The sequence below is a fragment of the Aerococcus kribbianus genome, from assembly GCF_026805545.1.
Taxonomy (GTDB): Bacteria; Bacillota; Bacilli; order Lactobacillales; family Aerococcaceae; genus Aerococcus; species Aerococcus kribbianus.
Genome location: NZ_JAPRFR010000004.1, coordinates 42,146 through 59,886 on the forward strand (window position 1 = coordinate 42,146; position 17,741 = coordinate 59,886).

Below are 17,741 nucleotides of genomic sequence, written 5' to 3' on the forward strand. Positions count from 1 at the left end.
ACGACCTCCTACACTATAATTGTTAAGCCAATAAGAGCAATAGATAGTATGATTAGCATCACAGCAGCCACCGTATCAATACTCTGCCAGTGTAATTGCCGGTATTTTGTCCGCCCCTCACTTCCTTTATAACCACGGGCTTCCATCGCCGTAGCTAAGTCGTAAGCCCGATTAAAGGCTGAAATAAACAAAGGAATTAAGATAGGAACGATTGCCTGAAGTCTTTTCACTAAGTTCCCTTCAGAAAAATCGACTCCCCTAGCACGCTGAGCATCCATAATTTTATCGGTTTCTTCCATTAGCGTGGGCACGAAACGCAAGGCAATGGATAACATCAAAGCAATCTCATGAATTGGTAAAAACTGACGTAAAGGCGAGAAGAGACTCTCCAAAGCGTCCGTTAAAGCAAGGGGCTGAGTCGTTAAAGTCACAATGGTTGAAATAAAGATAATCAAAACAAACCGCAACAGAATCATAATCGCATTATAAATTCCTCCTGTGGTTAATTTAAGCCATCCCCACTCCCATAAAACAGTGCCTTGATGGGTAAATAAGACCTGTAAGAGCACGGTGAATACAATCAGAATAAGCATGGGTTTGAGACCGCGGATAAACACTCCTAAGGAAATACCGGTCATTAAAATCAAAGCTAAAATCGTTACTGTCAAAAGCAGATAGGCCGGCCATGAATTAGCCATAAAAATTAAAACCATAAAGACAATCATAGCGACTAATTTTAAGCGCGGATCCAGACGATGGATTAAAGAATTTCCTGGAATATAACGTCCAATAATTAAGTTATCCTTCATAGCCACCCTCTCTTCTCTTGACACGCCAATGTTCAGCAATAGAATCAGCCAATTCTTCTAGGCTAAGCTCTAAACGATCACTCGCATAGCTTGAATCCATGGCTTGGAGTTTTTGTTTAAAATCTAGGGTGTCAGGTAAAGCGAGTTGATGCCTCGTCAACCAGTCCAGATTGGCAAAAATTTCTTGAGGTTGACCTGATTGTATACAAGTGCCAGCATCCATCACAATAACATGGTTAGCATAGTTGGCAACGTCATTCATTTGATGCGTCACTAAAACAATGGTCATTGCTTTCTCTTGGTAAAGATTTTGAAAAATTCCCATAAGTTCCGCTTGACCTTTAGGATCTAGCCCCGCAGTAGGTTCATCTAAAATCAAGACTTCAGGAGCCATAGCCAGGACACCAGCGATTGCCACCCGACGCATTTGCCCACCTGACAAATCAAACGGCGACCTATCCAAAAGATCATCACTAATCTCTACTCTTTTTAAGGCTTGTCTGGCCATTTCTTCAGCCTCTTTTGGGCTAGCACCGTAATTTTGTGGTCCAAACATGACATCTTTTAGAACAGTTTCTTCAAACAATTGTGCTTCAGGAAATTGGAAAACCATACCAATTTTCTGACGAATAATCTTAATATCCTTTTGCCTGCTATCAGGAGTTATCACCACGTCGCCAACCTTTAATTGACCTGAAGATGGCAAAATTAAGCCATTTAATAAACGCGTAATGGTTGACTTACCTGAGCCTGTGTGACCAATAATAGCCGTATAAGAGCGGTCAGGAATGGTAAAGGATACCTGACTTAGGGCCTGGCTAGCAAAAGGGGTATCAGGAGAATAAATATAAGCAATATCTTGAGCACTTATTTGCATAACCAGTCTGCCAACCTTTCTTTAGTCATGTAGTCATCGGATAAGGGGAGTCCTCGTTTTATGAGCGCTGCTTTTAACTGTTCTGCAAAAGGAAGGCCCAAACCAATTTCCATTAAAGCAGGACCATTAGCAAAAATTTGCTCAGGGGTCCCTTCATCAACGACCTGTCCACCCTTAAACACTAACAAACGATCAGCAATAGCTGCTTCCTGTAAGTCGTGAGTAATTGAAATCACAGTTAAGTTTCTTTCTTCTCTGACCTGGTTAATAACCGCCATTACATCCGCACGGCCTTCTGGATCCAACATAGCTGTTGATTCATCTAGAACGATAATTTCTGGTCCTAAAGCAATGATACCTGCAATAGCCACCCGTTGTTTTTGACCACCTGACAAGGCAGCTGGCTCCTTGTCACGAAATTCCCACATATTTACCTGACGTAGAGCAGCTTCTACCCGCTCATGCATGTCTTCATAAGGAACCCCTGCATTCTCTAAACCAAAGGCCACATCGTCTTCCACTGTCGCACCAACAAATTGATTGTCCGGGTTCTGAAAAACAAGGCCTACTCGTGACCGAATATCCCATACCGTATCGGCAGTTAATTCAAGTCCATCGACCTCAATCCTTCCCGATTCTGCTTCAAGTAAGCCAATCAGCAATTTAGAGAAAGTTGACTTCCCTGAGCCATTATGGCCAATTATAGCCAACCACTCCCCACGCTGGACACTTAAGGACAGAGAATCAATGGTTAGGTCTTCGGCTTCTTCATCATAGCGGAAGTCTACCTGATCAAATGTAATTATATTCGCCATTAGCGGCCTCGCTTTCTAAAAAAGGAGACTGTTATAAAGCAGCCTCCTGATATCATATTTAATTAGCTGTGGGGCTTTTTTATTACTTTGTCAGACGAACATACCACATATAAAAAGACTTGTGAATTTCGCCTACATACCTTATTAGTCTACTAGATTTTACTTAACGGTGCAAGAAATGCTGATTCCATTAGCCATTTATTCCTTAACAGCTCCGTTCAATTATTGAGTAATTGCCTGACTAACAAAATTTATCCAAGCTAAGATTCCTGCTTGGTTGAAATGAACACCATCTTCACCCAACCAATTGTTATTATTAGTGGCATAATAGTTAGCCCAATCCACCAAATGAATATTGTCTCCACCTTCATCCGCTGCTTGAGCCAACAATTGGTTGACTTGATCATGCCAAGGTCGATCAACATGAGTATTAACCAAATAAATTTCCTTGTCACTACCGATAGCTGCTAAAAATTCATCTAATTGGGCTTTAGTAAAGGGGCCATTAGCACCTAAGTCTACCACAACCGTATCTGCCAACTGTTGGTTAGCCTTCAATTGCTCCACTACTGGCTGGCTATCATATAATTGTCGTCCCACTTGGGCATCAACAATCGCTTGAGGAAAGACACTGTAAATCGCTTCTGACACCCCAACTGTTAAAGAATCCCCAATAAAGGTCACTGGTAAGGCAAAGGCCTTTTTTAACGTTTTCTCATCTAAACCTGCTTGATAAGCTTTTTGCTCGTCTGTGAGTTGCGATTGATAATTTTCAAAGCCCTTGTTGAGCTCTGCTTCTTGCTTGGCTCTTTGTTCATTTAAAGCCTTCATTTTAGCTTGTTGCTCTTGGGCTTGTTTTTCTTGAACGCTCATGTTTTCTGCACTAGGTGATAGAGCTAAAGCTGTGGCAGAGCAAAGATAAATTAATGCAAAGAAAGCAAAGACAATTTTTTCAAAATAAGGGCCTTGCTTAGAAAAGACATTTTTCAATCCGGTAAAGAGTCGGACACTAGTCCCGGGTGCTTGGTTAAAGACAGGTGCGGTCCATCGTTTATTAACAATCAATTCATGGGTAAAGACCCCAAGTAAAATAATTAAAACAACTTGCAAGCCAATATTAGCTGTCAACCAATTTCTATTGTGGGCTGACATATGGAAGAGAATAAAAATAGGGTAATACCATAAATACATAGGATAAGATCTTTGACCCAAATAAACAATTGGCTTAAAAGCGAACAAACGTCCTAATAGTGATTTTTCTTGCATAATACCGGCCAAAAAGACTGCTACACACAAGTCGAAAATCAACATTCCGCCCCAATAGGTGAAGGTCCCATTATCAGTCATCAGCTTAAATAAGGCAATGATTGCTGTTAGAGTCATCAAGTTAAGGCCGTCAATCATATACCACTTGTGGTCTTCCATATAGGTGCGCAAGAGACCAGGAAGATCAACATAGGCCATTAGCACCCCAATTAAAAACGTAAACGCTCGGGTATCCGTCCCATAATACACTCGAGTAGGGTCTTGACCTGGCTGGAATAAGAAAATCATGCTAATAAAAGATAGAGCAATTAAAGCTAAAATAAGATAAATTTGCCAATGATAATTTTTTAATTTTTGTAAGATAAAACGAAATAAAATTGGCCAAAATAAAATAAATTGCACATAAACACTCAGGTACCACAGATGAGTAAACAAGGAAGGATGTAACATTTCAGCAAAATAAGATGACCCGTTACTAATCTGTACCCAGTTATTCACGAATAATAGCGAAGAAAAAAACATTTGCCCAAGATTAACTAACAGGTCTTGACGGAACAATAAAATTCCCGTTAAGCAGATACCCATCATAAAGAGCATAGGAAAGGCAAGCTTTCTTATCCGATTCAAAAAAGGCAATAAAATAGGAATGTCTTCCTGAGAGTGGCCTTGTCTGAGCAATGACCGTGTCAAAAAGTAGCCCGAAATCACAAAAAAGATGTCAACAGCTAAAAAACCTCCAGGCCATAGATGCTTGGTATAATGATAAAAAATAATCGCGATAATACTTAAGAAACGTAAACTATCTACCGCTTTAAAGCGTTGCTTGTTCATGATTACCTCCAAAACACTAATCATTGCGGGAAACCCCACTTAACTCGTCATAAGCTAACCACAATATCATAGCCCAAAAAGCTAAAAAAACCAATGCCCAAAAATAAAAATATATAAAAGTTTAAGAAAGCTTTGTAATTAACACAAAAAAAAGCATATATGCTCACCTATCAGGGCGTAAACACATATGCCGAACCAATATTTATTTATTTGATATATTTCACGAAGGAGCCTAACTATTATTAAATTATAACAGCAAAACTCCTTCATGAGCAGAGCTAGACTTGGTTTCCCATCATCATAACACTCTAATACATCGTATCTCTTACACTAATTCGATAACAACCATTGGTGCAGCATCGCCACGACGAGGTTCAGTTTTAAGAATCCGAGTGTAACCACCTTGACGGTCTTCATAACGACCTGCTAAATCGTTAAATAATTTTTGTAGAGCAGTTTCTACTACGATGTCATCTTCTTCAGCACGAACATCTGCGATTTCGTTACGAACGAATTTAGCTGCTTGACGACGTGCATGCAAGTCACCACGTTTACCTAAAGTAATCATTTTTTCTGTTGTACGACGGATTTCTTTGGCACGTGTTTCAGTAGTAACAATACGTTCGTTGATAATTAAATCAGTTGTTAAGTCGCGTAACATCGCTTTACGTTGTGAGCTAGTACGACCTAGTTTACGGTAACCCATTAAAAGTCATCCTCCTTTGTAGTTTTAGTCATCTTGACGCAATGATAAGTCTAGGGCATCAAGTTTGTTTTTAACTTCATCGAGAGATTTACGTCCTAAATTACGGACCTTCATCATCTCGGCTTCAGAACGGTCAGTTAGTTCTTCAATAGTATTAATACCTGCCCGTTTCAAGCAGTTATAAGAACGAACAGAAAGATCTAACTCTTCAATCGTCATTTCAAGCATTTTTTCTTTTTGTGTCTCTTCTTTTTCAACCATAACTTCAACTTGACGTGCTTCATTAGTTAAATTAATGAAGATATCTAAGTGTTCAGTTAAGATTTTGGCTGCTAGACTTAATGCTTCTTCTGGTGAAATTGTTCCATCAGTCCAAATATCCATGGTCAACTTATCAAACTCATTGATTTCACCAATTCGAGTGTTCTCAACTTGATAGTTTACCTTAGAAATTGGTGTATAAATAGAATCTACAGGAATCACACCAATTGGCATGCTATCAGATTTATTGTGTTCAGCCCGAACAAAGCCACGCCCATTAGTCACAGTCATCACCATATGGAAGCGAGCACCTTCTGCTAGTGTACAGATATGTAAATCGGGATTCATCACTTCAAAATCTGCATCAGGATTGATATCAGCTGCCGTTACATTAGCTGGTCCTGTAATGTCAATTTCAACTTCTTTTTCTTCGACATCATATAGTTTTAACGCTAAATTCTTTATATTTAAAACAATTTGCGTTACATCTTCACGGACACCAGGGATTGTCGAATATTCGTGGAGGACATCATCAATTTTTATTGATGTCACTGCTGTTCCTGGAAGAGAAGATAGCAAAATACGACGTAACGAATTACCTAGGGTTGTTCCATAGCCGCGTTCTAGTGGTTCAACAACGAATTTACCAAACTTGGCATCCTCGCTGATCTCGATTGTTTCAATATTTGGCTTTTCAATTTCGATCATATCGACAAAATACCCCTTTCAAAACGTGAAGAAAATATAGCTATAATTTCCAAGCAATCAGCCGATTAGACACGACGACGTTTTGGAGGACGACAACCGTTATGAGGGATTGGAGTTACGTCGCGGATTGCAGTAACTTCTAATCCAGCAGCTTGTAAAGCACGGATAGCAGATTCACGACCTGAACCAGGGCCTTTAACTGAAACTTCAACAGTTCTCATGCCGTTGTCCATTGCCACTTTAGATGCAGCTTCTGATGCCATTTGGGCAGCATAAGGCGTTGATTTACGAGAACCTTTGAATCCAAGGGCACCTGCAGATGACCATGACACAGCATTACCGTGTTCATCAGTAATCATGACGATAGTATTATTGAATGTTGAATGAATGTGGGCTACACCAGATTCAATATTCTTTTTCACACGACGCTTGCGTGATACTTGACGTTTAGCCATAAAATGTTTTGCCTCCTTCTATGATTATTTTTTCTTACCAGCAATAGCAACTGGTTTACCTTTACGAGTCCGGGCATTGTTTTTAGTGTTTTGACCACGAACTGGTAATGAGCGACGGTGACGCATACCACGGTATGATCCAATTTCTTGTAGACGTTTGATGTCTAAGTTCCGTTCACGGCGTAAGTCACCTTCAACTTTGATTTGGTCAACTTCAGCACGAATTTTATCTAATTCTTCGTTAGTTAAGTCACGTACACGGGTATCTTCAGATACACCAGCAGCGGCTAACACTTTTTGTGCGGTTGTTGTTCCAATTCCGTAAATATATGTCAAAGAAATAACTACACGTTTATCACGTGGAATATCTACTCCTGCAATACGAGCCATTAATTGGCACCTCCTTGTTTAATGATTAACCTTGACGTTGTTTGTGTTTTGGATTGCTACAAATTACCATAACTTTACCGTTACGGCGAATCACTTTACAGTTTTCACACATCTTTTTAACTGATGCTCTTACTTTCATGATTTAACCTCCTTGGAAGCTACACATTATTTGAAGCGGTAAGTAATGCGTCCTTTTGTTAAGTCGTAAGGAGACATTTCTACCTTCACTCGGTCTCCAGGTAAAATACGGATATAGTTGACACGCATTTTGCCAGAAATGTGCGCTAATACTTCATAACCATTCTCTAATTCAACTTTGAACATTGCGTTAGGTAACGTTTCTAAAACAGTACCTTCAACTTCAATCATATCTTCTTTTGCCACAGTTTTCCCTCCTATAGCATGGTCCATTGTCCTATGTCTACAGATAAGCTAACGGCATTTTCGTCAACCTTAAAATTTTAACATGTTTAATACTAGAAATCAACTTATTTGTCAATGATTTCTTGAACTTTTGCGAAAACATTATCGATACCAATATCACCAGGTACACGATGTAATTTTCCTCGTTCTTCATAAAAATCAATCAAGGGTTTTTGTTGTTCCATGTTTACTTTGATTCGGTTTTCAACAACTTCGGCTTTGTCATCTTCACGTTGGTAGAAGTTTGAACTACTACATTTGTCGCAAACACCGTCAACTTTAGGAGGATTGAAGAACTTGTTATAAGTTGCTCCACAATCGCGACAAATAATACGACCGGATAAGCGTTTCTTTAACACTTCTGGATCCACATCGAAGTAGATAACAGCGTCAATGCTTTTACCTTGCTTGGACATGATGTCTTCCAATGCTTGGGCTTGATTTAAAGTCCGTGGATAACCATCTAGCATGAAACCTTTAGCGGTATCATCTTGTTGCAAGCGTTCATCAACAATACCATTAGTCACCTCATCAGGCACTAAGCCACCAGCATCCATATAGGATTGGGCTTCTTTACCTAGTTCTGTTTCATCAGCAATGGCTTGACGGAACATATCACCTGTAGAAATGTGTGGAAAATCATAAGCATCTACAATTTTAGCGGCTTGTGTTCCTTTACCTGCTCCAGGTAAACCCATTAACAAAATATTCATCTTAATCCTCCAAGTCAAAATTTCCTATTCACGAATAAAACCAACATATTGACGCTTGATTAAGCGACCTTCAATCTGTTTAGCTGTATCCAAAGCCACACCAACAACAATCAATAGACTTGTTCCTGACAGGGCAATTCCTTGGGGAAGATTATAGAGATATGACCCTACCAATGGTAAAGTAGCAATTCCCATCAAGAAAATTGATCCGACTGTTGACAAGCGGTTAAGCATTGCCGACAAGTAATTCTCAGTTGGGTATCCTGGACGAACGCTAGGAATATAGCCTCCAGCTTTTTGTAGGTTCTCTGCTACTCGTTCAGGATTAATTTGAATATGCGCATAGAAGAAGGTAAACAAGATAATCACTAATGCATAGATTGCAATACCGATTGGCTCATTCAAGTTAAATACCTTAGACAAAATTTGGAACCAGTCTTTAGAACCATGGCTGGCTGCAAATAATCCTAAAATCGTTTGTGGCACCATAATCAAAGCGGAAGCAAAGATTACAGGTATTACACCAGCGGAATTTAATTTAAGGGGCAAATGCGCTTTTTGAGCAGCTGCATTCGCTCGTTTTGAATACCGAACAGGAATCCGACGCTCTGCCTGGTTCATATAAACCACAAACATAATAATAAGAATTGCTGCGACTACAATACCAGCTGCCATCATCCATGAAGTTGATAACTCACTGGGACGCGCATCAAGAAAGCGACTTTGCACAAAGGCGGCTAATTCTTGAGGCACACGAGCAACAATACCAGCAAAAATAATCATTGATGTACCGTTACCAATCCCAAACTGAGTGATTTGTTCACCCAACCAGACCACAAACATCGATCCAGCGGTCATGACTAAGGCAATTAAGGCATAAGTCACGAAATTAGGATTCGTTATTAAACCGAATTGTGATAAGGTGTTGAAGCCGACTGATATAGCAATTGCTTGGAAAAAAGCAATAACAATAGCAAAATACCGAGTCCACTTGTTAAGCTTACGGCGTCCAACTTCCCCTTGCTTAGACCATTCAGTGAAAGCAGGAATAACATCCATCTGTAGCAACTGTATCACAATAGAGGCGGTAATATAAGGAGATACTCCTAATGAAAAGATGGAGTAGCTTGATAAAGCACCCCCACCAAAAGTATTTAACAGCCCAAATAGACCTGACGATGCTAAACTTTGAATGGATGCCGCATTAACACCAGGAACAGTGATATGGGCACCAATTCGAAAGACAATTAACATCAGAGAGGTAAAAAGTAAACGGCTTCTAATGTCTCTATCCTGAAAAACAGCTTTCAGTTTTTGAAACATTAGATCACCTCACAAGATCCCCCAGCGGCTTCAATAGCTTCTTTGGCTGACGCTGAGAATTTAGTTGCTTTAACGTTTAATTTACGTTCTAGTTCACCATTACCTAACACTTTAATTCCAGCTTTTTCTTTTTTAACAATGCCAGCTTCGATAAAATCGGCTGGTTGTACGTTTTGACCATCTTCGAAAACATTTAAGTCGTCTAAGTTAACTACTGCATATTCTTTGCGGTTCAAGTTAGTAAAACCACGTTTTGGAATACGACGGAACAATGGTGTTTGTCCCCCTTCGAATCCTAAGCGAACTTTTCCACCTGAACGTGCCTTTTGACCTTTTTGGCCACGACCAGATGTTTTACCTTGACCAGAACTAGTTCCGCGTCCAATACGTTTACGTACGTGACGAGAACCTTCTGCAGGATGCAATTCATTTAAATTCATTCTATAGGCACCTCCCTTTCTATTGTAACGATTATAGTTCTTCAACTGCAACTAAATGAGCGATTTTTTTCAACATACCGTCGATTGCTTCGTTACGTGTTTTTACAACTGAACGATTAGGTTTAGTTAGATCCAAAGCTTTAGCAGTTGCAATTTGGTCTTGAGGACGTCCAATAACAGAACGTTTTAAAGTGATTTTAACTTCAGCCATTTTATCTTCCTCCTTAACCTAGTAATTCTTCCACTGATTTACCACGTAATTCAGCGATTTCTTCTGGGCGTTTAAGAGATTCTAAGGCTTGAATTGTTGCCCGAACAATATTGATTGGGCTGTTTGAACCAAGTGACTTAGAAGTGATATCGGCAATTCCTGCTAACTCAATAACCGCACGAACTGATCCACCTGCAGCTACACCTGAACCGGCTTGGGCTGGTTTAAGCAAGACATCCCCACCGTTGAAACGGCCTTTAACATTATGCGGGATAGTAGAACCTGAACGTGGTACTTCGATTAAGTTTTTCTTACCATCTTCAATCGCTTTACGGATAGCTTCAGGAACTTCGTTAGCCTTACCAGTACCTACGCCGACATGGCCATTCTTGTCACCAACGACAACAACAGCGGCAAAACGCATCCGGCGTCCACCTTTTACAACCTTAGATACACGGTTGATAGCGACAACGCGGTCTTCAATGTCATTTTCATTTAAATTCAAAGCTTGAAATGTTTGTCCCATGTTTTGGCTTCCTCCTTTTCCTAAAATTCTAATCCGTTTTCGCGTGCAGCATCAGCTAATGCTTTTACACGGCCGTGGAATAAGTAACCGCCACGGTCAAAAACAACAGTTTTTACGTTGGCTTGGTTAGCGCGTTCGGCAATTGCTTTACCAACCGCTGCACCGTTTTCTGTTTTTGATCCAACTTGTAATGCTTCTTCTGTATCAGAGGCGCTTGCAAGCGTAACACCCGCTACGTCATCAATTAATTGCGCGTAGATGTGTTTATTAGAACGGAAAACGTTCAAGCGTGGGCACTCTGCTGTTCCAGAAAGATTTCTACGTACACGTGCGTGACGTTTTTGACGTAATTGATTTTTATCTGGTTTGCTAATCAAAATTTTCACCTCTTTATTTTACTATTGCGCTTAGGCGGCGCGATTATTTACCTGTTTTACCTTCTTTGCGGCGAACATATTCACCAACGTAACGAACACCCTTACCTTTGTATGGTTCTGGTAAGCGAGTAGCACGGATTTCAGCCGCTAATTGGCCAACAGCTTCTTTGCTGATCCCTTTTACCTTAATTTGTGTATTTGAAGGCACTTCGATTTCGATTCCTTCTGGAACTTCAAATTCAACGGGATGAGATAAACCAACGTTTACCACTAATTTGTCACCTGACATTTGTGCCCGGTATCCAACCCCAACCATTTCAAGTTCTTTAGTAAATCCTTCAGATACACCAACAACCATGTTGTTGAATAAAGCTCGTGTGGTTCCGTGGATAGAACGTACGGCTTTGTTATCGTTAGGACGTTCGAATGTGACAATGTTGTCGTCAACTTTCATTTCAATGACTGGACTAAAAGTCTGAGTCAATTCACCTTTAGGACCTTTAACAGTAACTGTATTACCATCAATGTCTAAGGTTACGTTACTAGGGAGTTCTACTGGTCGATTACCAATACGAGACATCTAGCCTGCACCTCTTTCTTTCTCTTTTTTTATATATTACCAAACGTAAGCGACTACTTCGCCACCAACATTTTTAGCACGTGCTTCTTTATCAGTGATTACACCTTCAGAAGTTGAAACAATAGCGATTCCTAAGCCATTTAATACTTTTGGCATTTCTTCGCTGTTTGCGTAAACACGTAGTCCTGGTTTAGAAATACGTTTTAAGTTAGTGATAACACGACGGTTGTCTTTAGTGTATTTCATGAATACGCGGATGACACCTTGTTTATCATCTTCAATGACTTCATAGTCTTTGATATATCCTTCTTCTTTAAGGATTTTAGCAATGTTTACTTTCATTTTAGACGCTGGACTTTCGAAAGATTCGTGACGGACTAAGTTCGCGTTACGAATACGTGTCAAAAAGTCAGCAATTGGATCTGTCATAACCATTACGAGTATACCCTCCTTCGTCTTGTGTTTTAAATTCTACCAGCTTGCTTTTTTAACTCCAGGAATTTGTCCTTTATAGGCAAGTTCACGAAGGCAAACACGGCAAAGTTTAAATTTACGGTAAACTGAATGTGGACGTCCACATCTTTCACAACGTGTGTAGGCTTGGGTAGAGTATTTTGGTGTACGTTTGCTTTTAGCAATCATAGATTTTTTAGCCAAGTTAATTCCGCCTCCTTATAGACTTATTTTTGGAATGGCATTCCTAATTGAGTTAGTAATTCTTTTGATTCTTCGTCTGTGTTAGCAGTGGTTACAATAACAATATCCATACCACGTACTTTGTTTACATCATCAAAGTCGATTTCTGGGAAAATCAATTGTTCACGGATACCTAATGTGTAGTTACCACGTCCGTCGAATGAACGTTTGCTAATTCCGCGGAAGTCACGAACACGAGGAAGTGAAACAGAAACAAGTTTGTCTAAGAAGTCAAACATGCGTTCACCACGCAAGGTTACTTTAGTACCAATAGGCATACCTTCACGTAAACGGAAGCCGGCAATTGATTTCTTAGCAGATGTAATTACTGGTTTTTGTCCAGAAATTAATGTTAATTCGTCAACCGCTGCTTCAAGGTTTTTAGCGTTAGATACTGCATCACCAACACCCATGTTGATAACAATTTTTTCAACTTTTGGTGCTTGCATTACTGAGCTATAGTTAAATTTTTCTACTAATGAAGGAACTACTTCATTTTTGTATTTTTCTTGTAAACGATTAGCCATTACTATGCGTCCTCCTTCCCGATTAATCTAAAACTTCGCCGGATTTACGGGCAACGCGTACACGTTTGCCGTCACGAACTTCAACACCGACACGAGTGGCTTCCCCTGTTTTAGGGTCAACTAATTGAACATTTGAAACATGAATTGGTGCTTCAACTTCGTTAATTCCACCATTTGGATTTAATTGAGTTGGCCGTTCATGTTTTTTTACGATATTTACACCTTCAACAATTACTTTGTCTTGTTTCGGTAAAGCTTGTTTAACAACACCTTCAGTGCCTTTGTCTTTACCTGAAATGACAACTACTGTATCACCAGTTTTGATTCGCATTAATGGGCACCTCCCTATTCTGATCGTTTCTTATAGTACTTCTGGAGCAAGTGAAATGATACGCATGTAGTCGTTATCACGTAATTCACGTGCAACTGGACCAAAGATACGAGTACCGCGCGGAGATTTGTCATCGCGAATAATTACGCAGGCATTTTCGTCAAACTTGATGTAAGAACCGTCTGAACGACGAACACCGCTCTTAGTACGAACGATTACGGCTTTAACAACTTCACCTTTTTTGACAACGCCACCGGGTGTAGCATTTTTCACACTTGCAACGATCACATCACCAATGTTAGCTGTTTTACGTCCTGAACCACCTAAAACACTAATTGTTAAAACTTCACGCGCACCAGAGTTATCTGCCACTTTTAAGCGAGTTTCTGTTTGAATCATCTATGGTATCCTCCTTCCAGTTTGTGATTAGATAATTACTGATTCTTCAACAATATCTACTAGACGGAAATATTTGTCTTTTGATAATGGACGAGTTTCCATAATCCGAACAATATCGCCATTCTTAGCTGAATTGTTTTCATCATGTGCTTTATATTTTTTTGAGTATTTGATACGTTTTCCGTAAGTTGGGTGGAATTTGAACGTATCTACTTGGACAACAATTGTTTTCTCCATTTTGTCAGAAACAACGCGTCCTTGAAGAACTTTACGGTCGTTACGTTCTGTCATGATTGGAATTTCCTCCTTTACTGATTACTATTGCGCTAATTCGCTTTGACGTAAAGCGGTTTTTACCCGAGCAATTTCTTTACGTACTTGCTTAATTCGAGCTGTATTTTCTAATTGACCGGTAGCCAATTGGAATCGTAAGTTAAATAGTTCTTGTCTATATTCTTGCTCTTTGGCATTTAGTTCAGCAGTGGATAGATCTTTAATTTCTGTAAATTTACTCATTCGATTCACCACCAATTTCACGTTTTACAATTTTGGTCCGGATAGGTAATTTATGGGAAGCTAAACGAAGGGCTTCTTTGGCTACTTCTTCAGGAACACCTGCAACTTCAAACAAGATTTTACCACGTTTCACTGGTGCAACCCAGCCTTCTGGAGCCCCTTTACCAGAACCCATACGAACACCGATTGCTTTAGCAGTGTATGATTTGTGTGGGAAGATTTTAATCCATACTTTCCCACCACGTTTCATGTAGCGTGTCATTGCGATACGAGCTGATTCAATTTGACGGTTAGTAATCCATTTTGAATCTAAAGCTTGTAAGCCGTATTCACCATAAGCGATTTCTTTACCGCCTTTAGCTTCTCCGCGCATTTTACCGCGGAATTCACGTCTATGTTTTACACGTTTTGGTACTAACATGCTTAATCCTCCTCATTCGTATTTTTTGTAGGAAGAACTTCACCGCGGCAAATCCATGTTTTAATACCGATCTTACCGTAAGTTGTGTCGGCTTCTTCCCATGCGTAGTCGATATCAGCACGAAGAGTATGTAATGGAACAGTTCCTTCTACATAAGTTTCGCTACGTGCCATATCAGCACCGTTTAAACGGCCAGAAATTTGTACTTTAACCCCTTTAGCGCCTGCTTTCATTGTCCGTTGGATGGCTTGTTTTTGTGCCCGACGGAAAGCTACACGATTTTCAAGTTGTTGAGCGATTGATTCACCAACTAATTTAGCGTCTAATTCAGGTTTTTTAACTTCAATAATATTAACATGAACCATTTTACCAGTTAATTGCCCTAAAGCTTTACGCAAGGCATCAACTTCGGATCCACCTTTACCGATAACCATCCCAGGTTTAGCAGTGTGGATATTCACGTTAACTTTGTTTGCAGCTCGTTCGATTTCAATTTGTGAAACAGAAGCGTCACTTAGTGTGCTTTGGATATATTCACGAATTGCAATATCTTCATGGAGCTTGTCTGCATAGTCTTTTTCTGCATACCAGCGTGCGTCCCAGTCTTTGATAACTCCGATACGCAAACCGGTAGGATTAATTTTTTGTCCCACTAATTATTCCTCCTCTGCCTCAGCGACTACCACTGTGATGTGGCTTGTGCGTTTATTGATACGAGAAGCGGATCCTTTTGCCCGAGGACGGAAACGTTTCATTGTTGGTCCTTCATTGACATAAGCTTCGCTTACTACAAGTTTTGCTGGATCTAATTCGAAATTGTTTTCTGCATTAGCAATTGCTGACATTAACACTTTCTCGATTACAGGAGATGCTGCACGAGGAGTGAATTTTAGAATTGCAACAGCTTCAGCTACTGGCTTGTTACGAATTAAGTCGATAACTAAACGTGCTTTACGCGCTGGAATTCGAACTGTTTTTGCAGTTGCCTTTGCAGATGTAATTTGTTCTGCCATTATTTATTTCCTCCCCTCAGATTAACGACCAGTCTTCTTATCGTCGCCTCCGTGGCCACGGTAAGTACGAGTTGGTACAAATTCTCCTAGTTTATGTCCTACCATGTCTTCTTGGATATAAACTGGTACATGTTTACGTCCGTCGTAAACAGCAATCGTTAACCCAATAAAGTTAGGGAAGATTGTTGACCGACGTGACCAAGTTTTAATAACTTGTTTCTTTTCATTGTCTTGTTGTGCAACCACTTTTTTCATTAAATGGTCATCACAAAAAGGTCCTTTTTTCAAGCTACGGCTCATTAGTTCTGGCTCCTTTCGCTTATCCTATTTAAAGTGATTACTTATTGTTACGACGACGAACGATTAGCTTGTTGCTACGTGCGTTCTTATTACGTGTCTTAATACCACGAGCTGGTTTGCCCCAAGGTGTCATAGGAGATGGACGACCGATTGGTGCTTTACCTTCACCACCACCGTGTGGGTGATCGTTAGGGTTCATTACAGATCCACGAACAGTAGGACGTTTGCCTAACCAACGTTTACGACCTGCTTTACCAACATTAATCAATTCGTGTTGTTCATTACCAACAGTACCGATTGTTGCACGGCAAGTACCTAAGATTAAACGACTTTCACCAGAGTTTAATTTAACTAAGACATATTTGTCTTCTTTACCTAGAACTTGAGCGCGGGTACCAGCTGAACGAATCAATTGGCCACCTTTACCAGGTTTAGTTTCAATATTGTGAACCATTGTACCAACTGGGATGTCTTTCAATTGTAGGGCGTTACCAACTTTGATGTCAGCGTCCTTACCTGATTGAATTCTGTCACCGACTTTTAAGCCTTTTGGCGCAATGATGTAAGTTTTAATACCGTCTGTGTAATGGATTAAAGCAATGTTAGCAGTCCGGTTTGGATCGTATTCGATTGCCTTAACGACACCTTCAACATTATCTTTGTTACGTTTAAAGTCAATTACACGGTAAGCTTGCTTGTGTCCCCCACCATGGTGACGAACAGTAATGCGTCCGTTATTATTACGGCCGGCACGTTTGCTCTGTGACTCTAATAATGACTTTTCTGGTTGAGATTTTGTTACTTCTGCAAAATCGTAGCCAGACATATTACGACGACCATTTGTAGTCGCTTTATATTTTTTTACCGCCACGTTGATGTCCTCCTATCTATTATTCTGCGTCGTCTGCGCCGAAGATTTCGATAGATTGACCTTCAGCAACTTTCACGACTGCTTTACGACGTTTACGAGTGAAGCCTGCGTAACGTCCCATACGTTTTAATTTTCCGCGTACGTTTAAGATGTTTACTTTTTCTACTTTTACATCGAAGAGTTCTTCTACGGCTTGCTTAACTTCTGTTTTATTAGCGCGCCGGTCAACTTCGAAGGTATATTTGTTGTCTTCCATAGCCATCATAGATTGTTCTGTAATGATGGGACGGATAATAATTTCTTGTGCCAACATTATGCCAGTACCTCCTCTACCTTAGAAAGTGCTGATTGTGTAATGATAACTTTTTCGTTGTTAACGAGATCTAACACGTTGACGTTGTTTTCATCAACTAAAGTAACATTTGCAATGTTACGAGCTGATAATTCAGCGTTTTCGTTGTCCTTATCAATTACAACCAATACTTTAGTATCAACATTTAAGTTTGCTAATACTTCTTGGAATGCTTTCGTTTTTGGTGCGTCAAATGACAAAGCATCAACTACCACAAGATTTTCGTTGGCAACTTTTTCAGATAATACTGAACGAAGTGCTAAGCGACGTACCTTACGTGGTAATTTGTAAGTGTATGAGCGTGGAGTTGGTCCAAACGCGCGTCCACCGCCGACCCATTGAGGAGAACGGATAGATCCTTGACGTGCACGACCAGTACCTTTTTGACGCCATGGTTTACGTCCACCACCGCGAACGGCTGAACGGTTCTTCACTGAGTGAGTCCCTTGACGTAAAGAAGCACGTTGTTGAACAATCACGTCATATACTGCATGTTCATTAGGTTCAATAGCAAATACATCATCGTTTAATTCGATTTGTCCGTTTTCTGAACCGTCTTGTTTAAATAATTTAACTGAAGTCATGAATAATTTCCTCCTTCCTC

At 40.0% G+C, this 17,741-nt stretch carries 31 protein-coding genes; all 31 read right to left on the reverse strand.

The genetic code is table 11. The features are described 5' to 3' along the window. Positions 1 to 8: 8 nt before the first annotated feature. The gene (locus tag OW157_RS07240; protein WP_268752702.1) at positions 9 to 809 is read right to left on the reverse strand and encodes an energy-coupling factor transporter transmembrane component T family protein; all 801 of its coding nucleotides are present in this window, start codon (positions 807 to 809) and stop codon (positions 9 to 11) included. Then, complete coding sequence (locus OW157_RS07245; protein WP_268752701.1) at positions 799 to 1,686, reverse strand: energy-coupling factor transporter ATPase; 888 nt, start codon at positions 1,684 to 1,686, stop codon at positions 799 to 801. The genes OW157_RS07240 and OW157_RS07245 overlap by 11 nt, the downstream gene beginning before the upstream one ends. Continuing rightward, a complete protein-coding gene (locus OW157_RS07250) occupies positions 1,677 to 2,501 on the reverse strand; it encodes an energy-coupling factor ABC transporter ATP-binding protein (protein WP_268752700.1) in 825 nt (274 codons plus the stop codon). Before OW157_RS07250 ends, OW157_RS07245 begins: the two co-directional genes overlap by 10 nt. A 222-nt stretch (positions 2,502 to 2,723) precedes the next feature. Continuing rightward, on the reverse strand, positions 2,724 to 4,598 hold the full coding sequence (locus OW157_RS07255; RefSeq protein WP_268752699.1) for an acyltransferase family protein: 1,875 nt from the start codon (positions 4,596 to 4,598) through the stop codon (positions 2,724 to 2,726). A 325-nt stretch (positions 4,599 to 4,923) separates the two neighbouring features. Beyond that, positions 4,924 to 5,304, reverse strand: a complete 381-nt coding sequence (gene rplQ, locus OW157_RS07260) for a 50S ribosomal protein L17 (protein WP_268752698.1) — start codon at positions 5,302 to 5,304, stop codon at positions 4,924 to 4,926. Positions 5,305 to 5,328: 24 nt separating this feature from the next. Further along, complete coding sequence (locus tag OW157_RS07265; protein ID WP_268752697.1) at positions 5,329 to 6,273, reverse strand: DNA-directed RNA polymerase subunit alpha; 945 nt, start codon at positions 6,271 to 6,273, stop codon at positions 5,329 to 5,331. A gap of 65 nt (positions 6,274 to 6,338) precedes the next feature. Then, a complete protein-coding gene (gene rpsK / locus OW157_RS07270; protein ID WP_268752696.1) occupies positions 6,339 to 6,728 on the reverse strand; it encodes a 30S ribosomal protein S11 in 390 nt (129 codons plus the stop codon). 24 nt (positions 6,729 to 6,752) lie between these two features. Then, on the reverse strand, positions 6,753 to 7,118 hold the full coding sequence (gene rpsM, locus OW157_RS07275; protein WP_268752695.1) for a 30S ribosomal protein S13: 366 nt from the start codon (positions 7,116 to 7,118) through the stop codon (positions 6,753 to 6,755). Between the two features lie 25 nt (positions 7,119 to 7,143). After that, on the reverse strand, positions 7,144 to 7,257 hold the full coding sequence (rpmJ, locus tag OW157_RS07280; protein ID WP_268752694.1) for a 50S ribosomal protein L36: 114 nt from the start codon (positions 7,255 to 7,257) through the stop codon (positions 7,144 to 7,146). A 26-nt stretch (positions 7,258 to 7,283) separates the two neighbouring features. Beyond that, entirely contained in the window at positions 7,284 to 7,502 is a 219-nt protein-coding gene (gene infA / locus OW157_RS07285) for a translation initiation factor IF-1 (protein ID WP_268752693.1), read from the reverse strand. 104 nt (positions 7,503 to 7,606) lie between these two features. Then, on the reverse strand, positions 7,607 to 8,254 hold the full coding sequence (locus OW157_RS07290) for an adenylate kinase (protein WP_268752692.1): 648 nt from the start codon (positions 8,252 to 8,254) through the stop codon (positions 7,607 to 7,609). Positions 8,255 to 8,278: 24 nt separating this feature from the next. Further along, a complete protein-coding gene (secY, locus tag OW157_RS07295) occupies positions 8,279 to 9,577 on the reverse strand; it encodes a preprotein translocase subunit SecY (RefSeq protein WP_268752691.1) in 1,299 nt (432 codons plus the stop codon). Beyond that, a complete protein-coding gene (rplO, locus tag OW157_RS07300; RefSeq protein ID WP_268752690.1) occupies positions 9,577 to 10,017 on the reverse strand; it encodes a 50S ribosomal protein L15 in 441 nt (146 codons plus the stop codon). The genes secY and rplO overlap by 1 nt, the downstream gene beginning before the upstream one ends. Positions 10,018 to 10,048: 31 nt before the next feature. Continuing rightward, positions 10,049 to 10,228 carry a 50S ribosomal protein L30 gene (rpmD, locus tag OW157_RS07305; RefSeq protein WP_268752689.1) on the reverse strand — a complete coding sequence of 60 codons (180 nt, stop codon included), beginning with the start codon at positions 10,226 to 10,228 and terminating at the stop codon, positions 10,049 to 10,051. A 13-nt stretch (positions 10,229 to 10,241) separates the two neighbouring features. Further along, on the reverse strand, positions 10,242 to 10,754 hold the full coding sequence (gene rpsE, locus OW157_RS07310) for a 30S ribosomal protein S5 (RefSeq protein WP_268752688.1): 513 nt from the start codon (positions 10,752 to 10,754) through the stop codon (positions 10,242 to 10,244). Positions 10,755 to 10,774: 20 nt separating this feature from the next. Beyond that, the gene (rplR, locus tag OW157_RS07315; protein ID WP_268752687.1) at positions 10,775 to 11,131 is read right to left on the reverse strand and encodes a 50S ribosomal protein L18; all 357 of its coding nucleotides are present in this window, start codon (positions 11,129 to 11,131) and stop codon (positions 10,775 to 10,777) included. A 43-nt stretch (positions 11,132 to 11,174) separates the two neighbouring features. After that, the gene (gene rplF, locus OW157_RS07320) at positions 11,175 to 11,711 is read right to left on the reverse strand and encodes a 50S ribosomal protein L6 (RefSeq protein ID WP_268752686.1); all 537 of its coding nucleotides are present in this window, start codon (positions 11,709 to 11,711) and stop codon (positions 11,175 to 11,177) included. A gap of 36 nt (positions 11,712 to 11,747) precedes the next feature. Beyond that, positions 11,748 to 12,146: a 30S ribosomal protein S8 gene (gene rpsH / locus OW157_RS07325; protein WP_268752685.1), complete on the reverse strand. Its 399-nt coding sequence runs from the start codon at positions 12,144 to 12,146 to the stop codon at positions 11,748 to 11,750. Between the two features lie 36 nt (positions 12,147 to 12,182). Continuing rightward, positions 12,183 to 12,368 (reverse strand): type Z 30S ribosomal protein S14, encoded by a 186-nt coding sequence (locus tag OW157_RS07330; RefSeq protein ID WP_268752684.1) that lies wholly within the window; start codon positions 12,366 to 12,368, stop codon positions 12,183 to 12,185. A 23-nt stretch (positions 12,369 to 12,391) separates the two neighbouring features. Beyond that, positions 12,392 to 12,934 carry a 50S ribosomal protein L5 gene (gene rplE / locus OW157_RS07335; RefSeq protein ID WP_268752683.1) on the reverse strand — a complete coding sequence of 181 codons (543 nt, stop codon included), beginning with the start codon at positions 12,932 to 12,934 and terminating at the stop codon, positions 12,392 to 12,394. A gap of 22 nt (positions 12,935 to 12,956) precedes the next feature. Next, positions 12,957 to 13,265 (reverse strand): 50S ribosomal protein L24, encoded by a 309-nt coding sequence (gene rplX / locus OW157_RS07340; RefSeq protein ID WP_268752682.1) that lies wholly within the window; start codon positions 13,263 to 13,265, stop codon positions 12,957 to 12,959. Between the two features lie 30 nt (positions 13,266 to 13,295). Then, positions 13,296 to 13,664, reverse strand: coding sequence for a 50S ribosomal protein L14 (rplN, locus tag OW157_RS07345; RefSeq protein ID WP_268752681.1), 369 nt, complete (start codon positions 13,662 to 13,664; stop codon positions 13,296 to 13,298). A gap of 27 nt (positions 13,665 to 13,691) precedes the next feature. Then, positions 13,692 to 13,958 (reverse strand): 30S ribosomal protein S17, encoded by a 267-nt coding sequence (gene rpsQ / locus OW157_RS07350; protein ID WP_417882753.1) that lies wholly within the window; start codon positions 13,956 to 13,958, stop codon positions 13,692 to 13,694. Positions 13,959 to 13,982: 24 nt separating this feature from the next. Next, complete coding sequence (gene rpmC, locus OW157_RS07355; protein WP_268752679.1) at positions 13,983 to 14,180, reverse strand: 50S ribosomal protein L29; 198 nt, start codon at positions 14,178 to 14,180, stop codon at positions 13,983 to 13,985. Continuing rightward, positions 14,173 to 14,601 carry a 50S ribosomal protein L16 gene (rplP, locus tag OW157_RS07360; RefSeq protein ID WP_268752678.1) on the reverse strand — a complete coding sequence of 143 codons (429 nt, stop codon included), beginning with the start codon at positions 14,599 to 14,601 and terminating at the stop codon, positions 14,173 to 14,175. Before rplP ends, rpmC begins: the two co-directional genes overlap by 8 nt. 2 nt (positions 14,602 to 14,603) lie before the next feature. Continuing rightward, positions 14,604 to 15,254, reverse strand: a complete 651-nt coding sequence (rpsC, locus tag OW157_RS07365) for a 30S ribosomal protein S3 (protein WP_268752677.1) — start codon at positions 15,252 to 15,254, stop codon at positions 14,604 to 14,606. A 3-nt stretch (positions 15,255 to 15,257) separates the two neighbouring features. Further along, a complete protein-coding gene (rplV, locus tag OW157_RS07370) occupies positions 15,258 to 15,614 on the reverse strand; it encodes a 50S ribosomal protein L22 (protein WP_268752676.1) in 357 nt (118 codons plus the stop codon). 21 nt (positions 15,615 to 15,635) lie between these two features. Next, positions 15,636 to 15,914: a 30S ribosomal protein S19 gene (gene rpsS / locus OW157_RS07375; RefSeq protein WP_268752675.1), complete on the reverse strand. Its 279-nt coding sequence runs from the start codon at positions 15,912 to 15,914 to the stop codon at positions 15,636 to 15,638. Between the two features lie 37 nt (positions 15,915 to 15,951). Further along, positions 15,952 to 16,785 carry a 50S ribosomal protein L2 gene (gene rplB, locus OW157_RS07380; protein ID WP_268752674.1) on the reverse strand — a complete coding sequence of 278 codons (834 nt, stop codon included), beginning with the start codon at positions 16,783 to 16,785 and terminating at the stop codon, positions 15,952 to 15,954. Between the two features lie 19 nt (positions 16,786 to 16,804). Then, positions 16,805 to 17,098: a 50S ribosomal protein L23 gene (gene rplW, locus OW157_RS07385; protein WP_268752673.1), complete on the reverse strand. Its 294-nt coding sequence runs from the start codon at positions 17,096 to 17,098 to the stop codon at positions 16,805 to 16,807. Continuing rightward, complete coding sequence (gene rplD, locus OW157_RS07390; RefSeq protein ID WP_268752672.1) at positions 17,098 to 17,721, reverse strand: 50S ribosomal protein L4; 624 nt, start codon at positions 17,719 to 17,721, stop codon at positions 17,098 to 17,100. The genes rplW and rplD overlap by 1 nt, the downstream gene beginning before the upstream one ends. Positions 17,722 to 17,741: the final 20 nt, after the last annotated feature.

What these genes read in the sequence shown, in the direction of transcription:
- rplD (WP_268752672.1), bottom strand. Translation starts at nt 17,721, where the DNA reads ATGACTTCAGTTAAATTATTTAAACAAGACGGTTCAGAAAACGGACAA.
- rplO (WP_268752690.1), bottom strand. Translation starts at nt 10,017, where the DNA reads ATGAATTTAAATGAATTGCATCCTGCAGAAGGTTCTCGTCACGTACGT.
- rplP (WP_268752678.1), bottom strand. Translation starts at nt 14,601, where the DNA reads ATGTTAGTACCAAAACGTGTAAAACATAGACGTGAATTCCGCGGTAAA.
- secY (WP_268752691.1), bottom strand. Translation starts at nt 9,577, where the DNA reads ATGTTTCAAAAACTGAAAGCTGTTTTTCAGGATAGAGACATTAGAAGC.
- rpmJ (WP_268752694.1), bottom strand. Translation starts at nt 7,257, where the DNA reads ATGAAAGTAAGAGCATCAGTTAAAAAGATGTGTGAAAACTGTAAAGTG.
- OW157_RS07245 (WP_268752701.1), bottom strand. Translation starts at nt 1,686, where the DNA reads ATGCAAATAAGTGCTCAAGATATTGCTTATATTTATTCTCCTGATACC.
- rplV (WP_268752676.1), bottom strand. Translation starts at nt 15,614, where the DNA reads ATGGCAGAACAAATTACATCTGCAAAGGCAACTGCAAAAACAGTTCGA.
- OW157_RS07250 (WP_268752700.1), bottom strand. Translation starts at nt 2,501, where the DNA reads ATGGCGAATATAATTACATTTGATCAGGTAGACTTCCGCTATGATGAA.
- rplX (WP_268752682.1), bottom strand. Translation starts at nt 13,265, where the DNA reads ATGCGAATCAAAACTGGTGATACAGTAGTTGTCATTTCAGGTAAAGAC.
- rpmD (WP_268752689.1), bottom strand. Translation starts at nt 10,228, where the DNA reads ATGGCTGAAGTTAAAATCACTTTAAAACGTTCTGTTATTGGACGTCCT.
- rpsH (WP_268752685.1), bottom strand. Translation starts at nt 12,146, where the DNA reads ATGGTTATGACAGATCCAATTGCTGACTTTTTGACACGTATTCGTAAC.
- rpsS (WP_268752675.1), bottom strand. Translation starts at nt 15,914, where the DNA reads ATGAGCCGTAGCTTGAAAAAAGGACCTTTTTGTGATGACCATTTAATG.
- OW157_RS07290 (WP_268752692.1), bottom strand. Translation starts at nt 8,254, where the DNA reads ATGAATATTTTGTTAATGGGTTTACCTGGAGCAGGTAAAGGAACACAA.
- OW157_RS07255 (WP_268752699.1), bottom strand. Translation starts at nt 4,598, where the DNA reads ATGAACAAGCAACGCTTTAAAGCGGTAGATAGTTTACGTTTCTTAAGT.
- rplF (WP_268752686.1), bottom strand. Translation starts at nt 11,711, where the DNA reads ATGTCTCGTATTGGTAATCGACCAGTAGAACTCCCTAGTAACGTAACC.
- OW157_RS07240 (WP_268752702.1), bottom strand. Translation starts at nt 809, where the DNA reads ATGAAGGATAACTTAATTATTGGACGTTATATTCCAGGAAATTCTTTA.
- rpsK (WP_268752696.1), bottom strand. Translation starts at nt 6,728, where the DNA reads ATGGCTAAACGTCAAGTATCACGCAAGCGTCGTGTGAAAAAGAATATT.
- rpsE (WP_268752688.1), bottom strand. Translation starts at nt 10,754, where the DNA reads ATGGGACAAACATTTCAAGCTTTGAATTTAAATGAAAATGACATTGAA.
- rplN (WP_268752681.1), bottom strand. Translation starts at nt 13,664, where the DNA reads ATGATTCAAACAGAAACTCGCTTAAAAGTGGCAGATAACTCTGGTGCG.
- OW157_RS07265 (WP_268752697.1), bottom strand. Translation starts at nt 6,273, where the DNA reads ATGATCGAAATTGAAAAGCCAAATATTGAAACAATCGAGATCAGCGAG.
- rplW (WP_268752673.1), bottom strand. Translation starts at nt 17,098, where the DNA reads ATGTTGGCACAAGAAATTATTATCCGTCCCATCATTACAGAACAATCT.
- rplE (WP_268752683.1), bottom strand. Translation starts at nt 12,934, where the DNA reads ATGGCTAATCGTTTACAAGAAAAATACAAAAATGAAGTAGTTCCTTCA.
- rplQ (WP_268752698.1), bottom strand. Translation starts at nt 5,304, where the DNA reads ATGGGTTACCGTAAACTAGGTCGTACTAGCTCACAACGTAAAGCGATG.
- rpsM (WP_268752695.1), bottom strand. Translation starts at nt 7,118, where the DNA reads ATGGCTCGTATTGCAGGAGTAGATATTCCACGTGATAAACGTGTAGTT.
- rpmC (WP_268752679.1), bottom strand. Translation starts at nt 14,180, where the DNA reads ATGAGTAAATTTACAGAAATTAAAGATCTATCCACTGCTGAACTAAAT.